The 25,875-nt window shown below is 39.7% G+C and carries 19 protein-coding genes; 12 read left to right on the plus strand and 7 right to left on the minus strand.

Going from position 1 to position 25,875, the window contains the following annotated elements:
- Positions 1-31 precede the first annotated feature (31 nt).
- On the plus strand, positions 32-835 hold the full coding sequence (locus ACG94X_RS00810; protein WP_419381842.1) for a putative RNA methyltransferase: 804 nt from the start codon (positions 32-34) through the stop codon (positions 833-835).
- A 103-nt stretch (positions 836-938) separates the two neighbouring features.
- On the opposite strand, the gene ponA is transcribed toward ACG94X_RS00810, so the two are convergent.
- A complete protein-coding gene (ponA, locus tag ACG94X_RS00815) occupies positions 939-3,473 on the minus strand; it encodes a penicillin-binding protein PBP1a (RefSeq protein ID WP_419381843.1) in 2,535 nt (844 codons plus the stop codon).
- A 163-nt stretch (positions 3,474-3,636) separates the two neighbouring features.
- Here ponA and ACG94X_RS00820 point away from each other — a divergent pair, with 163 nt between their 5' ends.
- The 11 genes from ACG94X_RS00820 (at position 3,637) to ACG94X_RS00870 (ending at position 18,974) form a co-directional block, all read left to right on the plus strand.
- Positions 3,637-4,695 (plus strand): pilus assembly protein PilM, encoded by a 1,059-nt coding sequence (locus ACG94X_RS00820; RefSeq protein WP_419381844.1) that lies wholly within the window; start codon positions 3,637-3,639, stop codon positions 4,693-4,695.
- Positions 4,695-5,342 carry a PilN domain-containing protein gene (locus tag ACG94X_RS00825; protein WP_419381845.1) on the plus strand — a complete coding sequence of 216 codons (648 nt, stop codon included), beginning with the start codon at positions 4,695-4,697 and terminating at the stop codon, positions 5,340-5,342. The genes ACG94X_RS00820 and ACG94X_RS00825 overlap by 1 nt, the downstream gene beginning before the upstream one ends.
- Positions 5,339-6,082 (plus strand): type IV pilus inner membrane component PilO, encoded by a 744-nt coding sequence (locus ACG94X_RS00830; protein ID WP_419381846.1) that lies wholly within the window; start codon positions 5,339-5,341, stop codon positions 6,080-6,082. The genes ACG94X_RS00825 and ACG94X_RS00830 overlap by 4 nt, the downstream gene beginning before the upstream one ends.
- A gap of 14 nt (positions 6,083-6,096) precedes the next feature.
- Positions 6,097-6,609 carry a pilus assembly protein PilP gene (locus ACG94X_RS00835; protein ID WP_419381996.1) on the plus strand — a complete coding sequence of 171 codons (513 nt, stop codon included), beginning with the start codon at positions 6,097-6,099 and terminating at the stop codon, positions 6,607-6,609.
- A 65-nt stretch (positions 6,610-6,674) separates the two neighbouring features.
- A complete protein-coding gene (locus tag ACG94X_RS00840) occupies positions 6,675-8,810 on the plus strand; it encodes a type IV pilus secretin PilQ (protein ID WP_419381997.1) in 2,136 nt (711 codons plus the stop codon).
- A gap of 36 nt (positions 8,811-8,846) precedes the next feature.
- On the plus strand, positions 8,847-9,389 hold the full coding sequence (gene aroK, locus ACG94X_RS00845; protein ID WP_419381847.1) for a shikimate kinase AroK: 543 nt from the start codon (positions 8,847-8,849) through the stop codon (positions 9,387-9,389).
- A gap of 32 nt (positions 9,390-9,421) precedes the next feature.
- Entirely contained in the window at positions 9,422-10,501 is a 1,080-nt protein-coding gene (gene aroB / locus ACG94X_RS00850; protein ID WP_419381848.1) for a 3-dehydroquinate synthase, read from the plus strand.
- 16 nt (positions 10,502-10,517) lie between these two features.
- On the plus strand, positions 10,518-11,381 hold the full coding sequence (locus ACG94X_RS00855) for a hypothetical protein (RefSeq protein WP_419381849.1): 864 nt from the start codon (positions 10,518-10,520) through the stop codon (positions 11,379-11,381).
- Between the two features lie 422 nt (positions 11,382-11,803).
- Positions 11,804-16,279 carry a glutamate synthase large subunit gene (gltB, locus tag ACG94X_RS00860; protein ID WP_419381850.1) on the plus strand — a complete coding sequence of 1,492 codons (4,476 nt, stop codon included), beginning with the start codon at positions 11,804-11,806 and terminating at the stop codon, positions 16,277-16,279.
- A 90-nt stretch (positions 16,280-16,369) separates the two neighbouring features.
- Positions 16,370-17,791 (plus strand): glutamate synthase small subunit GltD family protein, encoded by a 1,422-nt coding sequence (locus tag ACG94X_RS00865; RefSeq protein WP_419381851.1) that lies wholly within the window; start codon positions 16,370-16,372, stop codon positions 17,789-17,791.
- 292 nt (positions 17,792-18,083) lie between these two features.
- On the plus strand, positions 18,084-18,974 hold the full coding sequence (locus ACG94X_RS00870) for a metal-dependent hydrolase (RefSeq protein ID WP_419381852.1): 891 nt from the start codon (positions 18,084-18,086) through the stop codon (positions 18,972-18,974).
- A gap of 126 nt (positions 18,975-19,100) precedes the next feature.
- On the opposite strand, the gene ACG94X_RS00875 is transcribed toward ACG94X_RS00870, so the two are convergent.
- From ACG94X_RS00875 to ACG94X_RS00900, 6 genes are read right to left on the minus strand one after another with little or no spacing between them, the layout of a single operon-like run.
- A complete protein-coding gene (locus tag ACG94X_RS00875; protein ID WP_419381998.1) occupies positions 19,101-19,481 on the minus strand; it encodes a Na+/H+ antiporter subunit G in 381 nt (126 codons plus the stop codon).
- A gap of 21 nt (positions 19,482-19,502) precedes the next feature.
- On the minus strand, positions 19,503-19,778 hold the full coding sequence (locus ACG94X_RS00880) for a monovalent cation/H+ antiporter subunit F (protein ID WP_419381853.1): 276 nt from the start codon (positions 19,776-19,778) through the stop codon (positions 19,503-19,505).
- Positions 19,775-20,296 carry a Na+/H+ antiporter subunit E gene (locus ACG94X_RS00885; protein WP_419381854.1) on the minus strand — a complete coding sequence of 174 codons (522 nt, stop codon included), beginning with the start codon at positions 20,294-20,296 and terminating at the stop codon, positions 19,775-19,777. Before ACG94X_RS00885 ends, ACG94X_RS00880 begins: the two co-directional genes overlap by 4 nt.
- Positions 20,297-22,105 carry a monovalent cation/H+ antiporter subunit D gene (locus ACG94X_RS00890; RefSeq protein WP_419381855.1) on the minus strand — a complete coding sequence of 603 codons (1,809 nt, stop codon included), beginning with the start codon at positions 22,103-22,105 and terminating at the stop codon, positions 20,297-20,299.
- Positions 22,102-22,467, minus strand: coding sequence for a Na+/H+ antiporter subunit C (locus ACG94X_RS00895; protein WP_419381856.1), 366 nt, complete (start codon positions 22,465-22,467; stop codon positions 22,102-22,104). The genes ACG94X_RS00890 and ACG94X_RS00895 overlap by 4 nt, the downstream gene beginning before the upstream one ends.
- Positions 22,467-25,307, minus strand: a complete 2,841-nt coding sequence (locus tag ACG94X_RS00900; protein ID WP_419381857.1) for a monovalent cation/H+ antiporter subunit A — start codon at positions 25,305-25,307, stop codon at positions 22,467-22,469. Before ACG94X_RS00900 ends, ACG94X_RS00895 begins: the two co-directional genes overlap by 1 nt.
- Positions 25,308-25,875 lie beyond the last annotated feature (568 nt).

The following is a 25,875-nucleotide window of genomic DNA, read 5'->3' on the forward strand; positions in this document are numbered from 1 at the left end:
TTATGGCTTTAAAATGAGTTTGGAGAATGTTATGAATTTGTTGATGTGTCCAGTATGTCGTGAAGCACTCAGCTTAACCGATCGCACATGGCGCTGTTTAAACAATCATAGCTATGATGTGGCAAAACAAGGCTATGTTAATTTACACGTGGTGCAGCATAAACATAGTAAAAACCCAGGGGATACATCTGAGTCAGTACAAGCACGCCGTGCATTTTTAAGTGCAGGGTTTTATGCACCTTTACAGCACGCTCTTGTCGAAAAAATTCGTGAATTGCGGATAGAAAATTTATTGGATATTGGCTGTGGTGAGGGTTATTACACAGATGCAATGCAAGCGGAAGTGATGCAATGTATGGGGGTGGATATTGCCAAAAATGCGGTGCAAGTAGCAGCAAAATTAAATAAAAATATTACTTGGGTGGTGGGAACAGGGGCAACGCTTCCTGTTTTAGATCATTCTATTGATTTATGTACAAGCTTGTTTAGTCCAATCCCGAAAGAAGAAATTCTTCGAGTGTTAAAGCCACAGGCTTATTTGATTGTAGTAACCCCTGCACCTGCACATTTATTTGCAATGCGTGAAGCTTTATTTGATGAAGTGAATGAGCATGATCCGCATAAATTCGTTGAACAATTACAAGATGCATTTGAGCTGATCGAACAGCCCATCGTTGAGTCAGAATTTACTTTAGATCAACAACAATTAAAGAACCTGATTGCGATGACACCGTATGCTTATAAGGCGAAACCTGAGAAAAGGCAGGCTTTGGAAGAGCAGGGAAGTACACAATTAAAGGCTGCATTCCAAATTTATCTTTTTCAGAAAAAGTGATTCTCTCAACTCCTGAGTCATTGAAAACAAAACGCCATCAAATTGATGGCGTTTTGTTTTTTATTTGAGAAGCAGCTTTTAAATCTAAAAATTAGACTTTAAATTACTGCACCTCATTAATGAGTTTTTCCATTGAGTCATTTTCACGTTTTGGCGTCGTCGCATGATTCATTGTCGGTGGCGTTGATGTATTGGGTTTAAGAGTCTGTTCCGGATTATCATCAGGCAGATCTTCAAAGTCATTTGAAGAGTTGCGTGTTGGTGATGTTGGCGCAGGTCTATAAATCGGACGTGCTAGCGGTGGTGAGCTGCGATAATCCTCATTGTTTTGTTCAGGGTCTAGGCTACGTTGTTCACGGGAAACAGGTGCTTTGGCATCTTTATCAAAATGAACCCAAGCCGATGGTGTACCTTTTAAGGCTTGATCCATGAAACTTGTCCACACTGGAAGTGCGGCAATACCACCATATTCACGACGACCTAATGTAGATGGTTGGTCAAAACCGACCCAAGCAATCGTCACTAATTTGCCATTAAAACCAGCAAACCAAGCATCTTTTGCATCATTGGTTGTTCCTGTTTTACCACCGATATCATCACGACCAATTTTCAATGCTGCACGACCTGTACCGTGTAGGATTACATCGCGAAGAATATTGGCCATATCAAAAGCAGATTGCGATTTTAAAATACGCTGTGCTTGTTTGTATTTACTTTGCTCTTCTTTGCTGAGTGCTATTTGAGGTTCAATCGTGTTAAGTGTTGCGCCATCAATCACTTCATCATCAGGAGTGATCGATGCAGTATCAGCAGGGGTGTCTTTTTGATTAATACATGGAATACATGCATACTCAGGATTGGCTTCGTAAATGACTTTACCGTAGGCATCTTCAATACGAGTGATGAAGTGCGGTTGAACACGATAACCACCATTGGCGATAGTCGCATAACCTGTTGCCATTTGAACAGGTAACACTTGTGGCGTACCCAATGCAATGGTGAAGTTACGTGGTATTTGGTCGTCTTGTAAGCCAAAATCCATCAATAATTGACGCGCTCGTTCAATGCCAACACTCTGTAATAAACGCACCGACACAGTATTTCGAGATAAGTATAATGCACGGCGTAAAGGAATCATTCCCAAATAACGACCGTCTGAGTTTCTTGGTGACCATCGCCCTATAGTGATTGGACTATCATTCACCATAGAGTAGGGGGTCATGCCTCGTTCAAGCGCCAAAGCATATATAAACGGTTTAATGGTTGAACCCGGTTGACGCCAACCTTGAGTTGCACGGTTAAATTTAGATTGATAAAAATTATAACCACCGACAACGGCTTCAATTGCACCATCATTCGGATTAATCGCAATCAATTGACCTTGTGCTTTTGGGGTTTGTACCAGTGACCAAGCTGTTTTATTTTCATTGGGTCTTAAACGAATAATATCTTTGACTGTGACAATTTGAGAAGCACGACTTGGTGCACCACCCACGGCATTGGCATTAATATATTTTCTTGCCCAAGACATGCCTGACCATGGAACGGTGACGGTCGAGCCATCTTGCATCTTGGCATCAAAGCTATTATTACTCACTTTAATTACTTCAGCAGGATAGGTATTTGCATACGGAATGAAATCTTTTAAAGGCTTATCATGCGCTTCTGCACCTCGCCAACCATGACGACGATCATAATCTTCTAAGCCTTTTTGTACTGCTTCTTCTGCATATTGCTGACGTTTACTATCCACCGTCGTATAAACTTTATAACCAGAATCTGTCGCTTGCTCACCAAATTTTTCGACCAGTTCAGAACGAACCATTTCACCTACATAGGGAAATTTATTATTAATTCCTCGGTCAGGCATACTTAAATTGATGGGTTCAGCAACGCCTTTTTGGTATTCAGCTTGATTTAGATAACCTAATTGCAGCATACGACCTAAAATCCAATTACGGCGTTCTAAAGCACGTTCTGGATTGACCACAGGATTGTATTTAGAGGGTGCTTTAGGTAAGCCTGCAATCATTGCCATTTGAGCAATACTGAGCTGATCTAAACTTTTGTCATAATAAATCTTTGCAGCAGCAGCAATACCGTAAGCATTTTTACCTAAAAATATTTTATTCACATATAAAGATAAAATGTCTTCTTTTGATAAGCTTTGTTCTATTTTACGTGCTAAGAAAACTTCTGTAAGTTTGCGCTTTAATGTGCGTTCAGGTGATAAATAGTAGTTTTTCGCGACTTGCATGGTGATGGTTGAACCACCTGTTTGCGCACCACCTGTCACGGTTTCACTGACAGCACGACCTAAGCCTTTAAAGCTGACACCACTGTGCTCAAAAAACGAAGAGTCTTCTGCTGCTAGAAATGCATGAATAAGATGTGGTGGGATCTGCTCGTATTCAACTGGAACAGAAAGTTTACCACCATACTCTGCAATTAACTGATTATCAGCAGTGTAAACTTGCAACGGTTTAAGCAATGGCGCCTTTTTTAAAGAGCTCATTTCTGGTAGGGATGGGGCAATATATAGATACATGCCATAAAAGCCCATCGGAATTGCGACTAAGACAATAATAATCAGCAAAAAAAAGGGATGAATATAACCGGAACAAGATAGCTTTTTCATAACAAGTAAGTTTTAATAATAGCTAATGGCAAACTAATTGTTGGTCAGTATAACTTTTCATTTAACAGATTGTTAGATGCGATATTGTATCTGTTAAAAATTAAGACCAATAGCAGTCGGTTTGTGTTATTACTTGGGGATAAAAAAATAATAGGAAATCATCGTGCTTAGACTATATCGTAAGCCAAATAAGGGGTTGATAGGAGTAGATATTAGTTCTACTTCTGTAAAAATTTTAGAACTCTCTGTTAAAAACGGTCGTTACTGGGTTGAAAGCTATGGATTAAGTCCTTTGCTTGAGGGGAGTGTTGTAGAAAAAAACATTCTGAATCCAGAAGCAGTTGCAGATGCGTTGGAAAGAGCAGTGAATATTGCTAATCCCCAATCGCAAAACGTTGCTGTTGCAGTACCAACATCTATGGTGATCCACAAAGTCATCGAGATGGATGCTGATATGACTGAGGAAGAGCGGGAAGTTCAGATTCGAATGGATGCGGAACAATATATTCCTTTTCCACTTGATGAAGTCAGTTTAGATTTTGAAGTGCTTAATGATAAGTTGGCAATGGCAAATCGTGTCAATGTTTTATTGGTTGCTACGCGTTTTGAAAACATTGAATCTCGTGTTGAAGTCTTAGAAATCGCAGGGTTATCACCCAAAATCGCTGATGTTGAAAGTTATGCGCTAGAGCGTGCTTTTGACGTATTTTCTGATACTTTACCGATTGGCGTAAATATGGTTGGTGTTTTAGACATCGGTCATACGATGACGACGCTATCTGTTGTACAGAAAGGCAAAATTATCTATACGCGTGAACAAGTCTTTGGCGGAAAGCAGCTGACTCAAGATGTACAAAATAGATATGGTCTGTCTTATGAAGAAGCAGGTCGTGCAAAAAAAGATCGTACATTACCTGATGATTTTGAAACAGAAGTATTGATGCCATTTCTTGAAGCTGTTGTTCAACAGGCGGCACGTTCACTACAATTCTTCTTTTCATCTTCTCAATTTAATGAAATCGATCATATTTTATTGGCTGGGGGAAATGCGAATATCCCTGGTTTGGCAAAATTATTACAACAAAAACTGGGCTATCGCGTCACTATTGCAAATCCTTTCTTGCAAATGGGGTTCTCACCACAAATTGACTTGAAAAAAATAGAGAATGATGCACCGTCACTGATGGTTGCGTGTGGCTTAGCTTTGAGGAGTTTTGATTAATGGCAAAGATTAACCTACTCCCTTGGCGCGATGAGCTAAGAGAACAGCGAAAAAAACAATTCGTTGCAATATGTGTTGGTGTTGCACTGATTGGTTTATTAACGGTACTACTCACATGGTTTTTCTTTAACCAGCAATTGGAAGACCAAGAGCAAGCCAATCAATTGGTGACCAGTACCAATCAAAATCTAGATACTCAATTGAAAACATTAGATGGCTTGCAAGAGCGTCGTAATGCGATTATTGAACGTATGAAGTTGATCCAAGGTTTACAGGGTCAGCGTCCTGTTATTGTACGTTTAGTTGATGAGCTTGTACGTGTAACGCCAACTCAAATGTATATTACGAAATTTAGCCGAGTTGGTGATAAATTTACCATCGAAGGCAAGGCTGAAAGCCCAAATACTGTGGCTGAATTACTACGTGGTTTAGAGGCTTCCGAATGGTATCGTAATGCATTTATGAATTCATTCTTGGCTGCGGAAGAAAATAAAAATAAAGGGCAAAGTTCTATAATTCCTCGCGTAGAAGAGTCTTATGGAAGTTTTGTAGTCACTGTAGATATTGGAGAAATTGCATCTGCTGTACCAGATGAAAATGCTGCTAAAAAAGCTGTACAAGTTCCAGCTGCTGGGGGTGCAAAATGAGTCGTGAAGATTTCGAGAAAATTGATTCATCCATAAAAGATGCACCAAAGAAAAACAAAATGTCTGTTGATAAGTTTTTCCAACAGTTCAATACCTTAGATATGAATAATTATGGTAGTTGGCCATTATCAGTCAAACTAACGTGTTGGTTATTTTTATTCTTTGTAGTGTGTGCAATTGGTTATTTTTTAGCAATTAAACCTAAATTAGATGCGATTGATCAAGCGCGGACTGTTGAGCAAAATTTGCTGAATGAGTTTAAAGAAAAAGATTCAAAATTAAGAAATTTGCAGCAATATCAAGCTCAATTGCAGCAAATGGAAATGAATTTTAATCAACAGTTAGAGCAGCTTCCAAAAGAAACTGAAATTCCAAGTTTGGTTGAAGATATTAACGTCACTGGGGTCAGCTCTGGTTTGAAATTTAAAAATATCAAATTAGAACCTGAAGTAAGACAAGAATTTTTTATCGAACAGCCAATTTCGATTGATGCGACAGGTGATTATCATTCATTTGGTAGTTTTGTGAGTAGTATTGCTGTCTTACCTCGAATAGTAACGCTACATGACTTCACTATTACAGGTACGCCAAGCCAAGATAAAAAATCAGATGTACCTATTGTAGATTATACAATTAAAGCAAAAACCTATCGTTATATCGGTGCTGATGAGCAAAATGCAGAGAAATCAGCTACCGCTTCAGGTACAGCAACAGCGCCGCAAGGAGGGAAGCCACAATGAAAAAACTAAGTCACATGATTTGTGGAGTCTCATTTGCGATGCTTTTGGTCGGATGTGATTCTCGTATAGATGCTGTCAATCAACAAATGGCAAATATTCGAAATGAGCAGCCATTGCCGATTGAGCCAGCACCTGTATTTACGCCTGTTCCGAGTTTTAGTTATTCCGCACAACAATTGCGGAGTCCTTTTTTACCAAACTCGTTGGCCAATGAATTAAAAATAATGTCAGGTAAACGCGTTTATCCTAATTTTTCAAGACAGACGCAACCGCTAGAAAGCTATCCTTTAGAGTCGTTGACACTGAAAGGCAGTATGAAGGGGAATGCGGGGCAAATTGTTGGATTGATTCAAACACCTGATGGTGAAATTGAACGTGTTCAGCAAGGTAATTATATGGGGATGAATCAGGGACGAATTGTTGAGATTACACCGACTCGTATAGATTTATTGGAAATCGTTCCAGATGGTCGTGACGGTTATATAGAAAGACCACGGAGTTTAGTTCTAGTAGGTCCAGTGGATTGAAACTAAATTAAGGAATAAAAATGAAAAATAGTTTGAAATGTATCTTTAGTGGGGATGGTAAGTTTATGAATAGTCACCTTCGTCAATTTACTATGGCGGCTGTTTCTATTGCGATCATGCAAGTCGCTGTAGCACAAACAACAATGACGAATATTGTCCCAATGAAAATTCCAGGGCAAGGTACAGAAATTCGTGTGATGTTTAATGGTTTGCCACCACAACCGCAGGCTTATCAATTAGAAAATCCATCACGATTAATTTTAGATTTTGATAATGCTAAACAGAATTTAAGCCAAACCAGTATTCCTGTAGCAAGTGATGAAGCATCAACAGTCGAGGTCGCTGCGGATAATCAACGTTCACGTGTAACTGTGAATTTGAAGGATAGTGGTGCTTTTACAACACGTGTTGAAGGCAATACATTTATTTTAAAAATCAATAATGCCAGTCAAGCTGCGGCATTACCAAACTTAAGCACTTCAAATACGTCAAAACAATCTCAGGGAATTGCTGATATTGGTTTTCAGCGTGGAAATGCAGGAGAAGGGCAAGTATTTGTAAGTTTAACTGGTGCAAATACGCCTGTAGATGTGCAGCAGCAAGGTAGTAAAGTTGTTATTCGTACGTTAGGAAATAAAATTCCTACACATTTGATTCGTCGTTTAAATGTGAATGATTTCGCAACACCTGTTTCATCTGTTGATGCTTATAATGATGGAAGTAACGGTGTGATTACCATTCAGTCTGCAGGGAGCTATGAGTATATGGCGTATCAAGCAGAAAATAAATTGACTGTCAGTTTAAAGCGTCCTGCAGAAAATAAACTTGTACGCCCTGGAGCAAGTCAATCATATACAGGTAAAAAAATCTCCTTAGATTTCCAAGATATTGAAGTGCGTCGTGTATTGCAATTGCTTGCAGATTTTACTGGCATCAATATGGTGGCGGCAGACACGGTACAAGGAAATATCACTTTACGTTTAAAAGATGTTCCTTGGGATCAAGCTTTAGATATTATCTTGAAAACGAAGAATTTAGATAAACGTCGTAATGGTAGTGTTATTTGGATTGCACCCGTTACAGAGTTGATTAAATCTGAAGAAGATGAAGCAAAGGCTTTAGCACAAAGTGTGAAATTGTCACCTTTGCAAACAGAATACGTTCAGTTGAATTATGCAAAAGCGACAGATATTGAAAAACTTATTGTACAAGGTAAGAATAGTAATACATCTTCTGGTGGGTCTGCGAGCGGTGGTGTAGATACATTAGGTGATAGTGTTGGTTCTTTACTGAGTCCTCGTGGAACAATTTCGACGGATCCTCGGACTAATACTTTAATTATTAATGATACTTCACAAAAAATTGATCAAATTCGTAAAATGATTGATTTATTGGACGTTTCAGTTAAACAAGTAATGGTTGAAGCGCGCATTGTACGTGCAACAACAGATTTTACCAAAGAAATGGGTGTTAAGTGGGGAATTCTCTCTCAGGGAGTTACACGCAATAACGACTTGCTTGTTGGTGGTAGTGATCAAACGTTATGGGATTTAAGAGATCCGGATGATGATGGGAAATACACCATTAATCGACCAGATAATCTTAACGTAGATCTTGGCGTAACGACTGCTGGCGCAAGTAAAATAGCATTTGGATTAATCAGCCTGTCTGATTTTATGTTGGATTTAGAGTTATCTGCACTACAAGCCGATGGTTATGGTGAGGTGATTTCAACACCAAAAGTTTTGACAGCGGATAAGCAAAAAGCCAAAGTTTCTTCAGGACAACAAATTCCTTATCAAACAACATCAACAGCAGGTGGAGCATCGACTGCAACAACTGAATTTAAAGATGCTTTACTCAGTTTAGATGTGACACCAAGTATTACACCTGATGGTAAGGTGCAAATGCAGTTGAATATTACCAGTGACTCACGTGGTGGGGTTGCACCGAATGGTGAAGTTATCCTGAATAAAAATGAAATCAATACCAATGTGTTGGTGGATAATGGGGAAACTGTTGTTTTAGGTGGGATTTTCGAACAAGAAACGTCGAATACTCAAACTAAAGTACCTTTCTTCGGGGATATACCTTATTTAGGGCGATTATTTCGTAAAGATGCAAAAACGGAAAACAAACGTGAATTGCTAATCTTTGTAACGCCAAGAATTGTTAATGACAGCCGTACTAGAAATCATTAATATACTTTCAATGAAAGCAATTCGATAGGTGACTCCTTGCCAAGCAAAGAGTTTGAAACCCTGCCAAATATTTATTTGGTAGGGCCCATGGGAGCAGGGAAGACAACAGTTGGTCGGCATTTGGCGGAATTGTTGGGTCGAGAGTTTTTAGACAGCGATCATGAAATAGAAAGAAAAACAGGGGCTTCAATTCCTTGGATTTTTGAAAAAGAAGGTGAGCAAGGTTTCCGTACAAGAGAAACGCTCGTGATCGATGATTTGACCTTAATGAAAGATTTGGTGGTTGCAACTGGCGGCGGCGCAGTGACCCAAGCAATGAATCGTGAGTATCTTAAGCGTCGTGGAATTGTGATTTATTTATATACGCCTGTTGAAATTCAATTATTACGTACACATCGAGATAAAAATCGTCCTTTATTACAAGTAGAACATCCTGAACAAAAGTTAAGAGATTTACTCAAAATACGGGATCCACTTTATCGTGATGTTGCGCATTATATTATTGAAACCAACCAAGGTGCGGCACGAGATTTAGCGCATAAAATATTGCAGCTTATTGTTTCGCAAGAAATTCATTAATCAATTATAGTTAATTGTTATTTGGCAGAGTCATGCAAACTTTACATGTAGAACTGGGCGAACGTCGTTATCCAATTTTTATTGGTAGTCATTTAAATCCGCAAGAATTACTTGAACCTTATATTGATGGTCGTCAAGTGATGATCGTGACCAATACAACGGTTCAACCTTTATACCTCTCGCATTACGCTGAAGCGATTACGCAATTGGGTAAGCAAGTTGCGACCTGTATATTGCCTGATGGTGAAAAATATAAAAATATAGAACATTTAAATCTAATTTTTGATGCACTGCTTGGGGCTGGTTTTAATCGCGATTGTACCGTATTGGCTCTAGGCGGTGGTGTTATTGGGGATATGGCAGGTTTTGCCTCTGCTTGTTTCCAACGTGGGGTTTATTTTATTCAAGTGCCAACAACTTTATTGTCTCAAGTTGATTCAAGTGTCGGTGGGAAAACAGGTATTAATCATCCACTCGGTAAAAACATGATTGGTGCATTCCAACAGCCCCAAGTGGTTTTGGCTGACATGGCTCAATTGAAGACATTATCTGCACGAGAGCTTTCAGCAGGATTAGCCGAAGTGATTAAATATGCGCTACTTTGTGATGAGGAGTTTCTCACTTGGCTAGAAGTGAATATGGAAGGATTAATTGCGCAAGATCCAGAATTATTAGCTGAAGCTGTTTATCGTTCATGTGCGCATAAAGCCCGCATTGTTGCTAATGATGAAAAAGAACAAGGTGAAAGAGCTTTACTAAATCTGGGGCACACCTTTGGTCATGCTATTGAATCTTACTTAGGTTATGGTGTTTGGCTACACGGTGAAGCTGTTGCAACAGGTATGGTGATGGCAGCAGATCTCTCACAGAGAATGGGATGGATTTCACAGAATGATCTTGAACGTACAAAAAAAATCATACAACGTGCTCAATTACCTGTAGCATGTCCTAAAATTCCACTTGATGAATTTTTAGCTTATATGTCGCACGACAAAAAAGTATTAAACGGACAACTTCGTTTAATACTGATCAAGCAACTCGGTCAAGCAGTCATTACTAAAGACTTTGACGTAGAGTTGATGAAACAAGCGATCTTAGCGAATCAGATATAGAAAAGGTTAGTTTCACATGGCAACAATTCGTTCAAATTGGCAAAATATTCGACAATATATTTGGTTAATTGGTGGAGTGTTGTGCCTTATTGCTGCCTTTATTTTTTGGATAGTGACGGATAACAAGGATTTAGTCACAGTGACTAATCCTATAGAAGAAACTCAAGTTCAAATTCAACCTGAAAAGGTTGCTGCCTCTACACATCTGGGGAGCTTAATGGATGAAGTTCGTCCTATAGAAATGACGACTCGTGTGACGGCGACACTAGGTAGTCACGATCCAGAATTTCGAGGTACTAAATTTTTTCAAGAAAACAAGAAAGCTTGGACAATTGAGCTTTTTAAAGTGACAGATGAAGATATCATTCGAAGTTTTCTAAAAAAACAAATTGATCGTAAAAATTTTATTTATTTCCGTTTAAGTGGTGAAGATCAGGCTGAACAATATGTTTTAGCTTATGGTGTGTTTAAAACGGATGATCAAGCGAAAACTCAACTCAAACAATTAAATATAAAATTACCCAATACAATTCATCCTCAAGCTGTCCAATTTGAAAAATATATGGATGCTGTGAATGATTTGGGATCCGATGAAATGGCTGGCGGTAACAAACTGTACGAAGTCAAATTAAAATCTGCACCACTGCCTGTGATTGATGAAACATTATTGGCTCAAGCCAAATCTGTACTTGCTGCGGTAACAGGGTCGGCAGCAACAACGAAAACAACCATTACTCGTCGTGATGAATCGGGTAATGTTGTTGATGTTGAAAAATCACAATCCTCGGTTGCACAATCTTCGAGCAAAAATAAAGAATCATCTGCAGGTTCTACAGATAAAAAAGCAGTTGAACATCAAGTCAGTGATCCCTTTAATTAAAGTGGTTCTAAAATAGAGCGGTTTAGTGTATAAAAATAATAATTCGCACAATATTAGTGCGATATTTTAAGTGATAAATTTGTCTAAATTTTTAATAAGGCTTTTATTTCAATATATTTGAGTTGTTTGGTGAATGGAAATATTAATTGGCATATTTTTTGCTTTATTGTCGAGCTAGTTGAGTTAATTGTCACTGTTTTAGCGCGAAACAATTCAATTAGTGTGCGATCTAGGTTTAAGTTGATGCTTTAATTCAGTGCGAAAGCTGTAAAAAATTTTTGCAATTAAAGTGAGAACGGACTGGAGTTAAATCGTGACTCAGTGCTTTACTTGAGGATAGGATTGAACTTGAAAGTCGAAATTTAGAGTTTGAAGGTTTTTCGCCCATATGGGCCTATGTAGAAGAAGGGTACGCTATGCACATGCCATCGCCTAATACTGTAGCTCCCGCTCAAGGTTTATACCAACCTGACGAGTTTAAAGATAACTGTGGTTTCGGTTTGATCGCCCATATGCAAGGTGATCAAAGTCACGACTTAGTCAAGACCGCAATTCATAGTCTAAGTTGCATGACGCACCGTGGTGGTATTGCTGCAGATGGTAAGACCGGTGATGGTTGCGGATTGTTATTGGCTATGCCTAAAGCTTTTTTCCGTGAAGAAGCAAAAAAAATTAGTGATATTACCCTGAGCGAAGTTTTTGCTGTCGGAACCGTATTTTTAAACTTAGATCCTGCGCTTGCTGCTCATGCAAAACAGATATTGACCAAAGAAATTGAAGAAGAAGGATGTCGTGTCATTGGTTGGCGTGTTGTTCCAACCAATAACGATGCTTTAGGCTCTATCGCCATGCAGTCTTTACCTGCATTTGAGCAAATTTTTGTCAATTGCCCAATGGGTGTGACAGAGGTTGAATTCAACCGTAAATTATTTATGGCGCGTCGTCGTGCAGAACAAAAAATTACCAATGATGCATACTTTTATGTGACCACACTGTGCTCTACAGTGATCACTTATAAAGGTTTGATGATGCCTGCTTATATTGCAGACTTCTATACAGACCTTGCAGATGAGCGTTTAGCATCACATATTGTGGTATTCCATCAACGTTTTTCTACCAATACATTACCACGCTGGCCTTTGGCACAACCATTCCGTTATCTTGCTCATAATGGTGAAATTAACACCATTACAGCAAATCGTAACTGGGCTGTTGCACGCGCGCCTAAATTTGAAAACCCATTATTACCTGGTTTAACAGAGCTCAATCCAATTGTAAACCGCACTGGTTCGGACTCTTCAAGTATGGATAATATGCTTGAAATTCTGGTTGGTGGTGGAATGGACTTATTCCGTGCATTACGCATGCTTGTTCCGCCGGCTTGGCAGAATGTAGAGACTTTAGATGCAGACTTACGTGCATTCTATGAGTTTAACTCTAAGCATATGGAAGCTTGGGATGGCCCAGCAGGTTTAGTGATTCAAGATGGTCGCCATGCAATTTGTATGCTTGACCGTAATGGTTTACGTCCTGCACGTTGGGTGATCACGAAAAATGGTTACATCACACTTGCATCAGAAATTGGTGTGTGGGGCTATAAGCCTGAAGATGTCATATCGAAAGGGCGTGTGGGTCCAGGTCAAATTCTTGTGATTGATACATTCACAGGTAAGATGCTCGATACTAAAGATGTCAGCAATCACCTGAAAAAAATGCGTCCATACCGTGAATGGTTACGTGCAAATTCTGTACGTGTTCAAGGTAGCCCAGAACTTGAAGAATATTTGTGTGATCAAGGCTTAAAAGGTGATGACCTCAAAGCTTCTCAAAAAATGTTTATGGTGACATTTGAAGAGCGTGATCAACTGCTTCGTCCAATCGCTGAAAGCGGTCAAGAAGCGGTAGGTTCAATGGGTGATGATACGCCAATGGCAGTATTGTCTCGCCAAGTACGCCATGTGAGTGATTATTTCCGTCAACAATTTGCCCAAGTGACTAATCCACCAATCGACCCATTACGTGAATCAATCGTAATGTCTTTGGAAACGTGTTTTGGTCGTGAGCAAAATGTTTTTGAGCAAAGCCCAGAGCATGCAGATCGTTTAATTATATCAAGCCCAGTGCTTTCAAATTCTAAAATGCATCAAATTCGTACCAGTGGTCGTAAAGGTTACGAAATTGCAGATATCGATTTGAACTATGCTGAAACAGAAGGTCTTGAAGCGGCAATTTCACGTATTTGTGAAGAAGCTGCACAAGCGATTCGTGATGGTAAAACTTTACTGGTCATTTCAGATCGTAAAATTCGCCAAGGTTTCTTACCTGCCAATGCAGCAATGGTTACAGGTGCGATCCATCATTATTTAATGAATGTTGGTTTACGTACCGATGCAAACATCATTGTCGAAACTGCTTTAGCACGTGATGCACATCAGTTTGCAGTACTTTTAGGTTTCGGTGCGACAGCGATTTATCCATATCTTGCTTATGATGTGATCAATGATTTGATTGCAAAAGGTGAATTATTGGGTGATCCAATTCATGCACAAGCGAACTTCCGCAAAGGTATCGATAAAGGTTTGCTCAAAGTTCTTTCGAAAATGGGTATCTCTACAGTCGCATCTTATCGTGGTGGACAGTTATTTGAAGCGGTTGGTTTATCTGAAGAAGTTGTGGGTAAATGCTTCGTAGGTGTGCCAAGTCGTATCAAGGGTGCAACCTTTGTAGACCTTGAAAATGATTTGAAAAAATTAGCAGATCTTGCGTGGAAAGCACGTAAACCAATCGAGCAAGGCGGTTTGCTGAAATTCGTATTCGATAAGGAATATCATGCATTTAACCCAGACGTAATTAATGCTTTGCATAAATCGGTACGTTCAGGGAATTATGCTGACTTTAAAGAATATGCAGAACTTGTAAATACACGCCCAATTGCGACAATTCGTGATTTACTGAAACTGAAAACTGATCATCCTATTGCTTTAGAGGCAGTTGAATCAGTTGCAGACATCTTGCCACGCTTTGATTCGGCAGGAATGTCTTTAGGTGCATTATCACCAGAAGCGCATGAAGCAATTGCAATTGCCATGAATACCATTGGTGGTCGTTCAAACTCTGGTGAGGGCGGCGAAGACCCTGCACGCTATGGCACAATCCGTAACTCGAAAATCAAACAAATTGCATCGGGTCGTTTTGGTGTAACGCCTGCGTACTTAATGTCTGCGGAAGTTCTACAAATCAAAGTTGCACAAGGTGCAAAACCGGGTGAGGGTGGTCAGCTACCTGGTGGTAAAGTGAATGGCTTAATTGCTCGTTTACGTTATTCAGTCCCGGGTGTGACTTTGATTTCACCGCCACCACATCATGATATTTATTCAATTGAAGATTTATCACAATTGATCTTTGACTTGAAACAAGTCAATCCAAAAGCCATGGTTTCTGTGAAACTTGTATCTGAACCAGGTGTAGGGACAATTGCTGCGGGCGTAGCGAAAGCTTATGCCGACTTCATTACCATTTCAGGTTATGACGGTGGTACAGCAGCTTCACCACTTTCTTCAATTCACCATGCAGGTTCGCCTTGGGAATTGGGTCTTTCAGAAGCACATCAGGCACTTCGTGTAAATGACCTTCGTGGAAAGGTTCGTGTACAAACTGATGGTGGTTTGAAAACAGGTCTAGATGTGGTTAAAGCAGCCATTCTTGGTGCGGAAAGTTTTGGTTTTGGTTCCACACCAATGATTGCATTGGGTTGTAAATACTTACGTATTTGTCACTTAAATAACTGTGCAACAGGTGTTGCGACTCAACAAGATCATTTACGTCAAGAGCATTATATTGGCGAGCCAGAGATGCTGATTAACTTCTTCCACTTTATTGCAGAAGAAACACGTGAATGGTTAGCAGCACTAGGTGTATCAAGTCTTAAAGATTTGATTGGCCGTACAGATTTACTTGAAATGTTACCTGGTGAAACAGATAAGCACGCAAACATTGATTTAAGTGCATTGTTAGAGTCACATCCTTCTGCTGAAGGTAAGGCGCAGTATTGCCAAGTACAAGGAAATGAGCCTTTTGATAAAGGTGTACTTGCAGAAAAAATGGTGGCTGAAATGTTACCTGCAATTGAAGCAAATACAGGTGGTGAGTTCCATTTTGCAGTGGGTAACTGTGACCGATCAATTGGTGCTCGTTTGTCAGGTGAAATTGCGAAACGCTATGGTAACCTCAGTATGGAAGCGCACCCTGTTAAAATGAATTTAACAGGTACAGCGGGTCAATCACTCGGTGTTTGGAATGCAGGCGGTTTACATATTAGCCTTGAGGGTGACGCCAACGATTATGTTGGTAAAGGTATGGCAGGCGGTCGTGTATCGATCTTCCCACCAAAAGGTTCGCCATTCCAAACGCAAGAAACTGCAATCATTGGTAATACCTGTTTGTATGGCGCAACTGGTGGCAGATTATACGCAGCGGGTACAGCGGGTGAACGTTTTGCTGTTCGTAACTCTGGCGCATTTGCCGTCATTGAGGGTGCAGGCGACCATTGTTGTGAATATATGACTGGCGGTATTGTGACTGTACTTGGTAAAGTTGGACACAACTTCGGTGCAGGCATGACTGGTGGTTTTGCTTATGTACTTGACTTAGATAATGATTTTGTCGATTACTATAATCATGAATTGATTGAATTAAACCGTATTTCTACAGAAGCGATGGAAGAACACAAAGAATTCTTACTTCGTATCTTAGATGAGCATATTGCTGAAACAGGTAGTGCTTGGGCGTATAAAATCCGCAATGAGTTTGATTTCTATAGTCGTAAATTCTGGCTTGTGAAACCAAAAGCGGCTAATTTGCAAACGCTTTTGAAAACAACTCAAGCAGATCCACAATAATTCCACTACTCAAATTTTAGGTAGGTGTGGATAACTTCGAAGATATACACAAGAGAACGAAGTTATTCACTCTGACCCACGGAGAGAGACATGGCAGAGCGCCTAAATAATGACTTTCAGTTTCTGGATGTAGCACGCCAAGATCCAGAAAAAAAAGATATTAATGTCCGCAAAGCAGAGTTTGTGGAAATTTATAAACCTTTTACTGCGGAAGTGGCTGCGAACCAGACCCACCGTTGTTTAGGGTGTGGTAACCCGTATTGTGAATGGAAATGTCCAGTACATAACTATATTCCAAACTGGTTAAAACTGATTGCGGAAGGTCGTATTTTCCAAGCGGCAGAACTTTGCCATCAGACCAATACACTCCCTGAAGTGTGTGGTCGAGTGTGTCCACAAGACCGTTTATGTGAAGGGGCTTGTACCCTCAATGATGGTTTTGGTGCGGTCACGATTGGTAATGCAGAAAAATATATTAACGATACAGCCTTTGCTCTTGGCTGGCGTCCAGATATGTCTTCTGTAAAATGGACAGACAAAAAAGTTGCTATCATTGGTGCAGGCCCTGCAGGTTTAGGCTGTGCAGATATCCTTGTGCGTAATGGTGTTAAACCCGTTGTATTTGATAAACGTCCTGAAATTGGTGGATTACTGACTTTTGGTATTCCAGAATTTAAGATGGAAAAAGACGTGATGAAGCGCCGCCGTGAAATTTTCACAGGTATGGGTGTTGAGTTCCGCTTAAATATTGAAATTGGTACAGATGTAACGATTGATCAGCTTCTTGCAGACTACGATGCAGTGTTTATGGGTATGGGAACATATACCTACATGAAAGGTGGCTTCGTAGGCGAAGAGCTTGATGGTGTTGTTGATGCGCTTGATTTCCTGATTGCCAATGTGAATCGTACGCAAGGTTGGGAAAAAGATCCTGCTGAATACATTAGTGTTGAAGGCAAAAAAGTGATTGTCCTTGGTGGTGGTGATACCGCAATGGACTGTAACCGTACTTCAATTCGTCAAGGTGCAGAGTCTGTTGTTTGTGCATATCGCCGTGATGAAGAAAATATGCCTGGTTCACGTCGTGAAGTTAAAAATGCACGTGAAGAAGGTGTGGACTTTCAATTCAATCGTCAACCGATCGAAATTGTTGGCGAAAATGGAAAAGTCACAGGTGTTAAGTTTATTACGACTCAATTGAGTCAGCCTGATATTCGTGGTCGCCGAAGCCCTGAGCCAATTCCAGGTTCTGAAGAAGTATTGCCAGCAGATGCAGTATTACTTGCTTTTGGTTTCCGTACCTCTCCAGCAGATTGGTTTGCAGGTGTAAATATTGGTTTAGATGGTTCTGGTCGTGTAATTGCAGCTGAGAAACAAGAGTATAAGTTCCAAACATCAAATCCGAAAATCTTTGCAGGTGGTGATATGGTTCGCGGTTCTGATCTTGTTGTGACTGCAATTTGGGAAGGTCGTGAAGCAGCGGCAGGTATTTTAGATTATCTTGATATCTAAGTCATAAACTGAATATCAGTGAAATATTCAAAACCCGCACAATGCGGGTTTTGTTTTATCTGATTAATATTGGTTTTTGTGACAAAATATAAATTCAATTAAAATCTCAGAAATAACATTAAGGTATTAATAAATAATCATTAAATAATGTTAATGATGATGTAATTAAAAATTAGCATTTGGCTTTTTTGACAATGTGAGCATTTCTGCCATTCTGTGATTTATTTCGCAATATACAAAAAATGAGATTATGCCAATATAGATAAATACAGACAAATGTCGGATTGCACCTATGTCAACAGTTCAAGTGACAACAGAAAAAACGTATTTGAATCGCCCTAAAGCTATTGGTATTAAAGTCCGTAAACTTAGCTTTAACCCAAGTAAAATTCGTAGGCATTTTTTTGCAAACTCTCCTGTGATGTCGCATTTATTGACGGCATTGTCATCAACATTCCCAATTGGTGAACAGTTTTTTGTACACAGTGTGCGTAATGTACGTGACAAAGTGCAAGATGAAAAACTACAAGCTCAAATCGCTGCATTTATTGGTCAAGAAGCGATGCACTCTAAGGCACATGCAGAATTTAATGATGCATGGCGCCGTGATGATTACAATTTAGACGGTTTCCAAGCATGGTTAGGTCGCCGTGATGCATTTATTAAAAGTGTACATCCTAAATTTCAGCTTGCCGTGACTTGTGCTTTTGAACATTTCACCGCATTGCTTGGCGGATATGTTCTGCGTCATCCTGAAGTTTTGAGCACACTGGATGAAGATGCGATTAAACTGTGGGCATGGCATGCGATAGAGGAAATTGAACATCGTGCGGTGGCTTTTGATGTATATCAAGCTGTTTACAAAGATGATCGTACGCGTCGTATTGTCATGCGTAATGTAACCACTGGTTTTGCAAGTTTAACATTCTACTCTGCAACACGTTTATTTATGCAAGACTGGCGTAAGAGTGTGCCAAAGGTGACTCAGAATGCTTATGGTGTGTATATGATTTCTAAAATGTTGATTTCATTAATTCCCGAATACTTATCATATTTCAAAGCGGACTTTCATCCTTCTGAAATTGATTACAGCAAAATTGTTGCGCATTGGAAAGACAAGTTGGCAGATGAGTATGGTATGGAAAGCTTCCGTGAAGAAGATTTGCCACAACTCTATAGCTAATTCTTACAAGATTAAAAAAGCCAATGTTATCATTGGCTTTTTTACGTAAATGTATGGGGTATGGCTAATGTCTTTAAATGGAATAGCAGAATTGAACCTAATGATGATATTAGGTTCAATTTAGCATCATATTTTATCTTTAAATTGCTTAACTTCGCGTTGGCGTTGCCACGGTAGAGGTCGCTCCAAGGCTTCTGGAACATCTCCCGATGTAGAGCGTAAACGTAAATGAATTGCAGCTTGTGCAATTAAATTTGCAGATACAGGTGCTGTGATAAATGCGAGTAAAGAAATAAGTAATTCGGAAAAACCTAAACGGCTATGAAAAGCTGCGTAGATCATCGCGGCAATTAGAAAACTACCTAAACCCAATGTGCTTGATTTGGTGGGTGCGTGTAGGCGCATGAATAAGTCAGGTAATTTGACCATACCAATCCCACCGACTAATGTAAAAAAAGCACCGACAATTAGAAAGAATGAAACAATGATTTCCATCAATAATTGCATATTATTTTCCATCATTTTCTCCTAATCCACCACATGACCTGTTGTAAAGTATCGTGCTAAAGCAGCCGTTGATACAAAACCGAGCATGGCAACCAATAATGCACCTTCAAACATCGAAGTACTTGCCCAATAAATGCCAAGGACGACAATGAGGCACGTCGCATTTAAAAATAAGGTGTCTAAAGCTAAAAGGCGATCTACAATAGAAGGACCTATGACTAAACGCACTAAACATAGCAACATTGAAATAGTCACGCCAAGTAAACAAATTCCAAGCGCATAAGGCAAAATGGTCATTCACTTTCTCCTTGTTTGACATTAAAAATTGCCATTAAAGGGGCTTCATAGCGTTCTTTAATCTCTAAAATTTCTGCATCTGGATCATCAGAATTGAGCGCATGAACTAAAATATCACCACGCTCTTGGTCTATTCCTGCACTGACTGTACCTGGGGTTGTGGTAATGATCATCGCCAATAAGGTATTGACATGCTCATGGTCGGTATCTAAAGGTACGCGGTACCATTTTGGGTGTAAATTTTTTGTTGGCCCGAGCACTTGTTTTGCAACGCGAATATTTGAAACAACGATGTCCCATAATATGACGAAGAATAATTTAATGGCCAAAATCCAATGAATATTAGGTGTTCTGACTATAAAAGGCTGAATCAATTTAGGAATAATTAAGCCTAGAATAATCGCCACAACAATATCAAAAAGTTCAGCACTATGGCCAAGCATCAGCCAACTTAAAGCGACCAGCACCGAAACAAATGGGTGAGGTAAGCAACGATCAAGTAAAGAAGATATCTTCATTTATTGCTCCATCGGTTTAAGCTGAGCATCATCTGGCACATGATTTTGCTGTTCGACTTGTTGCTGAATTTGACGTTGTTTATATTCCGAAATGTGCCCACCTTTCAGTGTATTTTCCGAAATTACATACGGAATATAGAGTGCATTGGAATCTTCTGACTCGCCACCATATTTGGTTTCTGGAATATATTTAGAATCAAAAGGTTCAACACTAATGACATTATTTTCAGTATCTGTTTTTAAAACCGCTTGCTGATATAAAGCAGCATCACTGATTTGCTGTGCAGTTTGTTCAACATATTGCAAAATTGGCTTTGCACAAATGACATAAAGAATTAATGCAAGAAGCATCAGATAAATCGTTTTATCATTACGTGCAGGGGCATGATTTGGCAATGCTTGATATGTCGTAAAAGCTTCTTCTTTCTGATCTTGTTCTGGCACAGTTGCACGCCAAAATAGAATAAAGCCAACACGGGTAAATGCAATAATACTGAGTAAACTCACGATCAATACGATTGCAATAATCCAACCTTGATATGCTTGGTGCGCGGTCGCTTGTAACAGTAAAACTTTACCTAAGAAGCCACTAAATGGTGGTAAGCCTGCCATGATTAAAGCAATAATAAAGAAACTTGCCGCAATCGCTTTTTCTTGCTTCATTTTCGGTGCGACTTTAAGGTGATCTTTAAATTCACCACGTTGTGAGGTGATCCATCCACAAAGTAAATAAAATGAAGCTGCAACCACAGTACTATGGACTAAGTAATATAAAGCTGCTGACCATGCTGCTGTATTGAATAATGAAATCGCAATTAAAATTGTACCGATTGAAGATAAAATCATAAAGCCGACAAAACGGCGTAAGCGATCTGCGCCTAATGCACCAATCACGCCATATAATGATGTGATAAGCCCAATCGGTAATAACCAATTTTGCAGTAACTCTCGACCGAGTTCGTCATTAAAAACAGTACCATTGACCCTTAAAATTGCATAAATACCCACTTTGGTCATGATGGTAAAGATCGCAGCAACGGGCGTTGTGGCAACCGCATAGGTTTTGGGTAGCCAAAATCCTACGGGTAACATCGCAGCTTTAATACCGAATACGACAAATAACAGTAATCCGCCTGCAATGGCAAGACGATGTTGATCATGTTCTAATGTTGGTAATAAGCGTGCGACATCGACCATATTCAAACTACCCACACTGCCATAAATCATGCCTAATCCAATCAGGAAAAGTGCAGAAGCTGCGAGGTTAATGGTGACATAGTGAATGCCGAGTTGGAAACGAACTTTACCTTGCCCATGTAGCAGTAAAACATAAGATGCCATGAGCAGAATTTCAAAGAAGACAAAGAGGTTAAATAAGTCTCCTGTGAGGAATGCACCGCTTAATCCCATCAATAAAAAATGGAACATGGTGTGAAAATATCGTCCACGCTCATCCCATTCTTTACTGGCAAACCACAACAATGGTGTTGCAAGACCATAGGTCAAAACGAGCATTAATGCAGATAAACGATCGAGTACCAATACGATACCGAAAGGTGCAGCCCATTCACCCAGTTGGTAAATAAATATTTTTCCAGTATGCGCTTGGATCAGATAGGAAATCGCCGTGATTAAACCGAGTACAACTGAAATTAAGCTGATGCTACGACGCCATGGTTGACGCCAATCTTGTGCTAATTCGCTAGATCCAGGATTACCTAATAGCACCAATATAAAAGCGGTAAAAGCAGGGATTAGAATACTTAAAATAGGCGTATGTATGTGCCAAAAATCGAAAAGACTGATCATGGTTGATCCTCACGTGGATCGAAACTATCAGGATCTTCTTTTGAATCGACATGATCTGTACCCGTTTCATAACGACTACGCAAAGCGAGTTGAATAATAAAAGCGGTGGTTGCAAAACCAATGACAATGGCTGTTAGCACTAAAGCTTGTGGCAATGGGTCGGTTACATTACTTGCTTCAGTTAAAATTGCAGGTGAGCTAATTTGTATGCGTCCCATTGCAAACAGGAATAAATTCACTGCATAGCCAATCATTGCCAGACCTAAAACTACTGGAAATGTACGCGCACGGAGGATGAGGTAAATGCCTGTTGCGGTGAGTAATCCAATCGCAGAAGCAAGTAAAAATTCTAAACTGATCATCATTCCCCCCGAGACACTGGACCCGACATATTTGAATGTCGTGAGTCACCAAGCACTGAAATTAATAACATGGTTGCGCCAACGACTGTGGCATAAACCCCTAAATCAAACCCTGCTGCGGAAGCAAAATGGAACGTGTCAAAAATGTCAGATTCTACATAAACATGCGCACTGGTGAGGAATGGACGATTCCAGAACCATGCTGCGACACCCGTTAAACCTGCAATAAGTAAACCTAAACCGATCCAAACTTCATATAAACGTCCAGATTTGGCTTTTAACATGTGTTCTGCTTGATCCTGCCCTAAAGCAATATACTGAATGACCAATGCCATTGACGTGATTAGACCTGCAATGAAGCCACCCCCAGGATAGTTATGTCCACGTAGGAAAATGTATAAGCTCACTACAAGTGCGATAGGTAAAACCCATGATGCTGTCATACGAAACATCAATGGAGAAGGATTAAAGCGATAGGTAAGCCCTTGAGTGATTGATGCTCCATGCGCGCGCATACCATCCATCATACACAGTGCACCAATGGCAGCGATGCCAAGTACAGTAATTTCCCCAAAGGTATCGAAACCACGGAAATCTACCAAGATGACATTGACGACGTTTGAACCACCACCTAAAGGTAAGGATTGTTGTATAAAGAACCACGAAATTGAACTGTGGTCACGGGTTAGAATGAGCCATGCTATCCAACCAATGCCTAATCCACCGCCAATAGCGACGATGGCATCACGCCAACGACGAGTACGACTCGATTCATAGGGAGTGAGTTGCGGTAGGAGCGATAAACTCATTAACAATAATACGGTGGTCACCACATCGACTGAAATTTGAGTCAAAGCTAAATCGGGTGCAGACATGGTGATAAAAACCATGGTGACGACTAAGCCGATAGCTCCGCTGATCAATACTGCCTTAATCCGCTCATGATGGAACCATAGCATCATCCAACACGCAGAGAATAGGAGTAGCCACAGCACAATTGCAGTAAATGGTGCATAGGTTAATTCACGTGTTCCAGTGGTAATATTCTGTCCTAACAAAGGTACAGCCACAACAACGATGCTAAAAACGACAATTAAAAGTAGATAATTCTGTAATGAACCTGTTTCAGTTTTGCGCTTAATTTTTCGTGAAATTTTCAGTAAATTTTTTAAGAAATCTTCAAACAGTAATTTGCCTTGTAAGCGACCTAAGATTAGGTCTAAATCAATCTTGCGAATTTTTCTGCCTTTGGCAAGTGCGAAGTAGAAGGTGACCCCACCAATCAGTGCAATAGCACTCATTAATAATGGTAAATTAAATCCATGCCAAATGGCTAAATGAACGCCTTCAAATGAATTGACTTGAGTACTGGCACGTGTACCTGCATTGACAATATTTTCAACCAAAAGTGCAGGAATTAAACCGACTAAAATACATAATATTGCTAATAGAATTGCAGGTGCGCGCATACCAATGTGTGGTTCATGTGCATTTTTATTTGGAACATCTTTGCCAATAGCACCGTCAAAAAATACGCCATGAACTAAGCGTACCGAATAGGCAACCGCAAATAAACCTGCCAGAGTCGCAACACATGCAGCAAGGACAACATACCCACCAGATAAATTCGCCAATAGCTCGGTAAAGAACATTTCTTTAGACAAGAAACCATTGGTGAAAGGTACGCCTGCCATTGCAGCAGCTGTAATCATGGTTAATGTTGCTGTGAAAGGGAGAAGTTGCCAAAGTCCGCTGAGTTTTCTTAAATCACGAGTGCCAGATTCATGGTCAATGATTCCCGCAATCATAAACAATGCAGCTTTGAATGTTGCATGGTTAATAATGTGGAACATTGCCGCAGCAACAGCGAGAGGAGAACCGATCCCCAATAAACACATGATTAAGCCAAGATGACTAATGGTTGAATAGGCCAATAAACCTTTTAAATCTTCTTTGAAGATGGCAAAGAATGCTGCCATACACAATGTGAATAAACCAATGGTTGTCACAAGATTATGGAACAGTGCAGAACCCACAAAGATAGGTAATAAACGTGCAACTAAGAAAATTCCAGCTTTTACCATGGTTGCAGAATGTAGATATGCAGACACAGGCGTTGGCGCAGCCATGGCATTTGGCAACCAAAAGTGGAAAGGGAATTGCGCACTTTTGGTGAATGCACCCAATAATATTAATAATAATGCAGGTACGAATAAGCTGCTGCTTTGGATTTGCTGTGCCATTCCTGTTAATTGGTCAATTTGATAGGTTCCTGCAATTTGACCTAATAGAATGAATCCACCCAGCATCGCTAGCCCACCCATCCCTGTGATAGTGAGTGCCATACGTGAACCACGTTGTGCTGCGTCGTAATTGCTCCAGTAACCCACTAAAAGAAAAGAGGAAATACTGGTAAGTTCCCAGAAAACCAATAAAATAATCAAGTTATTGGATAATGAAATACCTAACATGGCTGTCATGAACAACATGAGCAGGGCATATAACTTACTGAGAGAATTTTTTGGATTTAAATAATAATAGGCATAGATATAAATTAATGTACCAATCCCAGTAATGAGCAATGAGAATATAAGGCTGAGCGCATCTAAACGGAAGCTAAAATCAATGCCTACCTGTGGTAGCCATTGCCATTGTTCTAAGACGGATTGATCATTAAATACTGTTTTAGCTTGAGTCAGTAACAAAATAAAGCTGCTTAAACTGACCCCAATCGCCCCTAAAGCTGTTACCCCGCGCGAGAATTTCTTCAGCCACAGGACAAGGGTTGTGCCAAGTATTAATGGTAGTAATACAATAATCGGAAGCACACGTGTATCCATTGTCTTGAATAGGTTATAGCAACCTATCGGTGAGTTTTTCTTTCAAGGATCTGAGGATAGCAAAGAGACATCCAATGAGTTAAATCTTGAAAGCCGAATTAAATTTTTAAAAAAGAATAAGTTGTGTTGCGCAACTTGAGAAAACGATCAAAAAATCAATTTGGATTGATAAAATCGAATCAAAACCAGTTTTTTCATCTTATTACATGATCAGAATAACATCAACGTTTTTTGCTAAATAACGCAACTTTTCCAAGATTATACGCTGCATTTACCCATTGGGGCGTTTGAAAGTTATACATTATGTATATGACATAAATAGGATGACTACCACTTGGGTTAAATAGTGTAGTGGAATCGTTTATTCATATTATTGTTCCAATTTTCTAATTTATCTTCATGTAAGAAATGTAATGTTTTTCTAATGTTGAGTGAGCGATCAGACGGCAAATGTAAGTAAATAAAAAGACCGCTATAAAGAGGTCTGCTTAAAAATAAATATTCAATTACTTGTCAGCGAAAAGTAGGCAAATTCTAAGAATCGCTTCATAGATCATTTATAAAAAAC

Source organism: Acinetobacter psychrotolerans, from assembly GCF_048552595.1.
GTDB lineage: Bacteria > Pseudomonadota > Gammaproteobacteria > Pseudomonadales > Moraxellaceae > Acinetobacter.